We start from the raw sequence: 6,631 nt of genomic DNA, 5'->3' as shown, positions 1-6,631 counted from the left end.
TCCCATTCCGAACTCGGCCGTGAAACGCCTCAGCGCCGATGGTACTGCGTCTTAAGACGTGGGAGAGTAGGTCGCCGCCAGGTCACCACGGCACATGCCAAGCCACCCAGGACTTGGACGATACGGTTTCGCACGCGCTTGACAATCGGCTTCATGAACGACAAAGCCGGCGCTTTCCCCTGTGGGAAGCGCCGGTTTTTTCGTTGTGTTCGGGGCGTCGCACCGGGCCCCCTCCCTAGCCCTCCCCCGCTGGGCAGGGGAGGGGATTTAACGGGTCGGGAGGTGGACGGTGCAGAGCTTGTCGGGGCTTTCCTTGGCGATGCTCTTGTGGCCGGCGATGGCGGTGTTGATCGCGTCGGGGGTCAGGCGGTGCGGGCCGGGAGCGATCACCACGGCGACGCCGCTGGCCGACAGCAGCGGGAAACGCCGCACCGCGCCGTAGCGGTCCTTGCCTTCGAAGCAGCCGGCGTCCCGCGCCTCCGCGTCGTAGAGGCTCTCCGCGTCGGAGCGGAACCGCGCGACGAGGTCGGCGACGCGGGACAGCGCCTCCCCGTCCGCGGCGCCGCTGAGGGCGACGAAGAAATCGTCGCCGCCGATGTGGCCCGCGAAGCCGCCGTTGCCCGACGCCCAGGCCTTCAGCCGCTCGCTGAACATCAGGATGGCGCGGTCGCCCTGGCGGAAGCCGAAACGGTCGTTGAAGGGCTTGAAGTTGTCGAAATCGAGATAGGCCAGGACGTGTCCGCGGTCCTGCTCCTGGAGGGCGCGCTCGATGTGGCGCACGATGGCGGCGTTGCCGGGCAGGCGGGTCAGCGGGTTCTGGTCGGCGGCCATGGCGAGGTTGCGCTCGTGCACCAGCCGGATCAGCGCGCCGCTGGACAGGAAGCCGGCATACTCGCCGCCTTCGATGATGATGATGCCGTCGCTGGCCTCCTCCGCCGAGAAGGCTTCGATCACCTGGTCGAGCGGGGTGGAGATGTCGCAGACCGGGCTCTTCACCACCAGATCCAGCAGGGTGTCGCCCAGCCCCTTGTTGCGCAGAAGCTCGCTGCCGAAGCGGGAATAGACGAAGCGCTTCAGGTCGCGCTCGCGGATCAGCCCCAGCGGGCGCTGCTGGCGGTCGACGATGGGGGCGATGGACGGGCTGTTGTCGCCGCGGAAATACTCCAGAAGCTCCGTCTTCGGGGAGGTGACGGCCAGCGGCGGCTGCCGCTCGATCACCTCGGACAGGCGCAGGCGGGCCTCGTTCGGCTTGCGCCGGTCTTGGCGGTTCAGCTCCTCGACGATGCCGTAGCGCTCGGGCACGGCGGTCAGCACCAGGCTCGGCCGGGCGATCAGGTAGCCCTGGGCGAAGTCGCAGCCGAGATCGCGGCAGGTGTGGAATTCCTTCTCCGTCTCCACCCCCTCGGCGATGATGAGGATGCCGAGCGCGTGGGCGTAGCCGACCAGCGCGTGGGCGATGGCCCGCTTGCGCGGGTCCTGGTCGATGCCGTCGATGAAATAGCGGTCGATCTTGAGATAGTCGGGCTTGGATTCGTAAAGCAGCCGCAGCCCGGAGAAGCCGACGCCAAAATCGTCCAGCGCCACCCCGATGCCCGCTTGCCGGTAGCGGTCGATGGCCTGCTCGATGCTGTGGTCGGGGCGCAACTCGCGCCGTTCGGAAATCTCCAGGCTGACGGTCAGGCGCGGGTCGGGGACGCCGCCGTCCAGCGCGAAGGGGGGCAGCGTGAAAGGGGCCAGCCAGGGCGAGCCGGCGACCCCGACCACCCGCGCGTCGATGTTCAGGAACAGCTTGGCGTTCGGCCAGTGGTCCAGCGCGCGGAAGGCCGCCACCGCCTTGGCGTGCAGGGCGCATTCGACCTCGGCCAGCAGGCCCTGCATGCAGGCGGCGTCCAGCAGGTCGTTGGGACTGGCGAACGGGCTGCGCTCCAGCCCGCGCAGCAGCGCCTCCATCCCGTGGCAGCGCCCGGTGCGCATCTGCACAATGGGCTGGAAGGCGACCGACAACTTGGCCAGAAGATGGGTCCATTCCGCCGGCAGCGCGGCCTTGCGGGCGCTCTCCGCCGGGGAGCCGAAGCTGTCGTCCGTTTCCTGTGCAGGCACCGAGGCCATGGCTTCGTCCACCGCCGGCTGTCCATGTTCGTCGCGGGCAAGCCCATCTTGTAGCGGATGATCTTTTCGGTTTCGTGACAAAGGCAAGGCGTCTGCGCGGAGGGCGATCCAAAATGCCCTTCGCACCATGGCCCCGCTTTGCGCTATAGGGGTGCGCTTCAACGCAGACGATGATGTATCTGGGGGCGGCGGGGCATGAAGGTCGGCATCGACATGGGGGCGGCCATGACGGCTGGCGCGACGGGGGCGTCGGCGATGCTGGACCTCGAGGAGCTGCTGGCGACCCGCCTGCTGGTGCAGGGCAACTCCGGCTCCGGCAAGTCGCACCTGCTGCGCCGCCTGATCGAGCAGAGCGCGCGTTGGGTGCAGCAGGCGGTGATCGACCCCGAGGGCGACTTCGTGACTTTGGCCGAGCGCTTCGGCCACATCGTGGTGAACGCCGACGAGCACAGCGAGGCCGCCTTGCAGAGCGTCGCCGCCCGCGTGCGCCAGCATCGCGTCTCCGTCGTGCTGAACCTGGAGGGGCTGGACGCGGACATGCAGATGCGCCACGCCGCGGCCTTCCTGGGCGGGCTGTTCGACGCCGACCGCGACCACTGGTACCCCATGCTGGTGGTGGTGGACGAGGCGCAGCTCTTCGCCCCGTCGGCCGCCGGCGAGGTGTCGGACGAGGCGCGCAAGGTCTCGCTGGGCGCCATGACCAACCTGATGTGCCGCGGCCGCAAGCGCGGGCTGGCCGGGGTGATCGCGACGCAGCGCCTCGCCAAGCTGGCCAAGAACGTGGCGGCGGAGGCGTCGAACTTCCTGATGGGCCGCACCTTCCTCGACATCGACATGGCCCGCGCCGCCGACCTGCTGGGCATGGAGCGCCGCACCGCGGAGATGTTCCGCGACCTGGAGCGGGGCCATTTCATCGCGCTCGGCCCGGCCATCTCGCGCCGCCCGCTGCCGCTGCGCATCGGCGCCGTCGAGACGCAGGGGCGCGCCGGAAGCCCGAAGCTGATGCCGCTGCCCGACACCCCGCTGGAGGACGCGCGGGAGCTGATCTTCAAGCCGGGCGAGCCGGAGCCGCCGCGCCTGCCGGTGCGCCGCCCCTCGACCAGCGCCAGCGCCGACCTGCTGGCCCAGCTCTCCCGCCCGCGCTCCCTGCCGGTGGAGCCGGAGAGCGAGGACGCAGCATCCGCGCTGCCCATGGAGGAGCCGGAAACGCCGGAGCAGGCGGCGGAGCGCAAAGCCGCCTACGAGGCGATCCTGCGCGAGGTGCTGGCCGATCCGGAGGCGCCCTACCGCTCCATCGCCGTGCTGTATCAGGACTTCCTGGTGCGCTGCCGGACGCAGGGGGTGCGGGGCGAGCTGTTGGAATTGCCGGCCTTCCGGCGCAAGCTGGCGGCGGCCCGCGCCGGGGCGGGGGACGGCACCGAGGAGAATCCCGCCTGGGCGAAGGCGACCCAGGTCGCGGCGACCCTACCGGAGGACATCCAGGTCGTCTTCCTGCTGCTGGCCCGCGCGGCGCTGGACCATTTGCCCTGCCCATCCGACGCCGACGTGGCCCGCGCCTGCGGCAGCCGGTCGCGCGGGCGGGCGCGGCGCCTGCTGACCTACATGGAGCAGCGCGGCTTCATCGCCACGCGCAGTGGGCTGGGCAACACGCGCAGCATCGCCCTGCCGGCGCTGGGCTGGGAGACGGCGCTGGGCGACCCGAACGCCGATGACGGGTCGGAGGGGCCGGAGGACGGCGGCCTGTTCGCCACCGCCTGAGGTCTATTTTACTCGTCGTCGGGCTCGATCCCGGCGGCCAGGGCGTGGGCCAGACGCCCGGTGGCGGCGACCGTGGACATGGCCTGCTGCGCCTTGGCGGCGATGCGCGCGGTGCCCTCCGGTGTCGGCTGGTGGAGCGACGGGTCGGGCAGGCGTTCGACGAAATCCCAGGCGCCGGTGGTGGGGTCCCAGACTTCGAACACGTCGGGGTTGGGGCGGCGGGCGACCCAGGCGCGGGCGGGGTTGCCCTCGGCGCGGAAGCGCACCCCGAAGAAGCGGCTGGCCGCCATGGCCCCGATGGCCGCGACCAGATCGGCGTCGGCGTCCGGACAGCGCTGCGTCAGAGCGGCGCGCAGGGCTTCCGCCAGGGCGCGGCGGTCGTCATGATGGGGAAGGCCGTCGGGATCGGTTCTCATGGCCCGTGATGGTAGAGGGACGGCGCGCCTCCGCAAGCGGGCGCGATGTCGCAAGCGCAGCCCGGAGTCGTCATGGTCAGCCTGTCCGAAGCCTACGCCATCGCCATCGGCCACCACCGGGCCGGACGGATGGGCGAGGCCGCCGGGGTCTACCGGGCGATCCTCGACGCCGATCCGCGGCAGGCCGACGCGCTGCATCTGCTGGGCGTCCTGGCGGGCCAGACCGGGCGGGTTGAGGAAGCGCTGTCGCTGATTGCCCAGGCCATCGTGCTGGACCCGGAGGCGGCGGACTATCACGACAATCTGGGCAGCCTGCGCCGCACCGCCGGCGACCCGGCGCGGGCGGCCGCGCAGCACGCCCGCGCCCTGACGCTGGAGCCGGGGCGGGCCAAGGCGGCCTTCAACCTCGGGCTGGCGCTCGGCGATCTGGGGCGGATGGGAGAGGCACTCGGATGCTTTGGCGCCGCCCTGCGGATCGATCCGGGCTATGGGGCGGCGGCGCTGGCGGCGGGGCGGCTGCTGGCCGGCGGGCCGGAGCCAGGGGTGATCCATGGGGCGGCGGAGCGCTGGCTGGCCCACGCCCTGGCCCTGGCGCCGGACAGCGCCGATGCGTGGGCCGCCGTTGGGCGCGCGCGACTGGCGGCGGGGGATGCCGACGGGGCGGTGACGAGCTACGACCGGGCCGCAAGGCTGCGTCCAAGCGACGGGGCGGCGCTGAGCAACCTCGCCATGGCGACCTTGCAGGCCAGCGGGGCCCTGCCGGAGTTCCCTCGCGCCGACCGCCCGGAGGCGACATGGGGCGAACCGCTCGCCCGCGCGCTCGACCTGTTCCTGGCGGCGCTGGAGCGCGGGGCGGGGGAGGTGGCGGAGGCCGCGCTGTTCCGCACCGCCGTGCTGACCATCCACCGCGGTATGCTGGACGACGCGCGGCTGGAGCGGATCGCCGAGCGGGCGCGGGACCGGCTGCGGCGCGCGCCGGGGGATGGCGCGGCGGCGGCCTGCGTCGCCCACGGCCTCTACCGGCGGGGACGCTTGACGACCGCCTCGCGGCTGGCCCGGCGCTACCTGCGCGGTTGGTCGGAGGAGGCGATCCGCGCCGACCCGCAGGCGGCGAAATGGCGACAGGTCGATGCGCGGCCGGTCTTCCTCGACGCGCTCGCCGCGTACCGGCCGCGCATCGCCGGGGCGGGGGAGCGGTCGATGCCGGTTCCTCCTGCGGCGGGTGGTGGCGCGATCCTGCTGGTCAGCGTCGATTCCGGCTACTGGCGGCGCTTCGGCGGCTGGTTCCTGTCCCACGCCCTGAGGGACCCGGCGGGCAACCGCGTGCATGTCCATGTCGTCAATCCCGACGCGGAGGACCACGCCGACCTGGACCACCGTTGCGCCGCCCAGCCGGGGCGGCTGTCCTGGTCGCTGGAGCGCATCGACCTGCCCGTCCACGCGCCGGGGGCGGAGACCACCTATTACGCCTGCGCGCGCTTCTTCGTGGCCCTCGACCTGCTGGAGCGGACCGGGGCGCCGGTCTTCATCACCGACATCGACGCCCGCAACACGGCGCCGCTTCCACCGGAGCTGCGCGACGGGGCTGGCTGGGACCTGACCGTCATGCGCGACCGCCGCGCCCGCGGGCCGTTCGACGACATCATCGTCAGCTTCCTCGGCGTCGCGCCGACCGCGGCGGGGCGGGAATTCCTCGGCCTCGTCGGCGCCTACATCGGCTGGTTCTTCGACCGCGGCGAGGCGGCCTGGACGCTCGACCAGGCGGCGCCCTACGCTGTCCTTCACGACTGGACGCGGCGTGGGCGGGCGCCGCGACTGCGGGAGCACGAGTTCCTGCGCCTGCCCTGGTTCGATTTCCCGGTGAAGGGCGAGGGGTGAAGGGCGAGGGGTAGACGGGGCGCTACGCCGCCTGGACGCTGTTGTCCTTGCGCCGGGACAACTGCAACTGGCCGTCCAGGCACTTCACGTAGGTGGTCTTGCCGGCCTTCAGGTTGTCGCAGACGGTGACCAGCGCGCGCGGGATCTCCGCGAACTCCTTCGAGCCGCGCGACTGCGTGTTGTAGGCGGCGAGGTGCTGGCGCAGCCCCTCCTTCGACACCGGCTTTCCGTCGTTCCCGATCATGGTCGTCCCCGCGCGTGTGGTCGTCGGCGGACGAGGCTACGCGGGGACGGTTCCGAACTCAATGTTTGGTGTCGTCCCTGGACTGGTCCGCCGGTTTCCCGCCGTCGCCGGTCCAGTCGTCGGTGATATAGCGCTGCGCGTCGCTGATCTTCTCCACCTCGTCGCGGCTCGGCGGCTTGGGCACGCGCGACTGGCCGTTCTCGCGGTCCTGGTCCATGGGTCCTCC

At 71.8% G+C, this 6,631-nt stretch carries 6 protein-coding genes; 2 read left to right on the top strand and 4 right to left on the bottom strand.

All coding sequences use genetic code 11. From position 1 onward, the window contains the following. Positions 1–267: 267 nt before the first annotated feature. Complete coding sequence (locus FHW79_RS25670) at positions 268–2,121, bottom strand: bifunctional diguanylate cyclase/phosphodiesterase (RefSeq protein ID WP_348984273.1); 1,854 nt, start codon at positions 2,119–2,121, stop codon at positions 268–270. Between the two features lie 183 nt (positions 2,122–2,304). Between FHW79_RS25670 and FHW79_RS25665 the strand changes: the two genes are divergently transcribed. Continuing rightward, positions 2,305–3,867: an ATP-binding protein gene (locus FHW79_RS25665; protein ID WP_183181516.1), complete on the top strand. Its 1,563-nt coding sequence runs from the start codon at positions 2,305–2,307 to the stop codon at positions 3,865–3,867. A gap of 8 nt (positions 3,868–3,875) precedes the next feature. Here FHW79_RS25665 and FHW79_RS25660 read toward each other — a convergent pair whose 3' ends face one another. Further along, positions 3,876–4,283, bottom strand: coding sequence for a hypothetical protein (locus tag FHW79_RS25660; protein ID WP_183181515.1), 408 nt, complete (start codon positions 4,281–4,283; stop codon positions 3,876–3,878). Positions 4,284–4,328: 45 nt separating this feature from the next. On the opposite strand from FHW79_RS25660, the gene FHW79_RS25655 reads away from it, so the two are divergent. Beyond that, positions 4,329–6,161, top strand: coding sequence for a tetratricopeptide repeat protein (locus FHW79_RS25655; protein ID WP_183181514.1), 1,833 nt, complete (start codon positions 4,329–4,331; stop codon positions 6,159–6,161). Positions 6,162–6,183: 22 nt separating this feature from the next. Here FHW79_RS25655 and FHW79_RS25650 read toward each other — a convergent pair whose 3' ends face one another. Both FHW79_RS25650 and FHW79_RS25645 read right to left on the bottom strand, forming a co-directional pair. After that, on the bottom strand, positions 6,184–6,405 hold the full coding sequence (locus tag FHW79_RS25650; protein ID WP_183181513.1) for a hypothetical protein: 222 nt from the start codon (positions 6,403–6,405) through the stop codon (positions 6,184–6,186). 58 nt (positions 6,406–6,463) lie between these two features. Further along, positions 6,464–6,622: a hypothetical protein gene (locus FHW79_RS25645; RefSeq protein ID WP_183181512.1), complete on the bottom strand. Its 159-nt coding sequence runs from the start codon at positions 6,620–6,622 to the stop codon at positions 6,464–6,466. Positions 6,623–6,631 lie beyond the last annotated feature (9 nt).

Source organism: Azospirillum sp. OGB3 (assembly GCF_014192915.1).
Classification (GTDB): Bacteria; Pseudomonadota; Alphaproteobacteria; order Azospirillales; family Azospirillaceae; genus Azospirillum.
The sequence above is the reverse complement of the archived record's forward strand: the minus strand, read 5'-3'. Positions and strand labels throughout refer to the sequence as shown.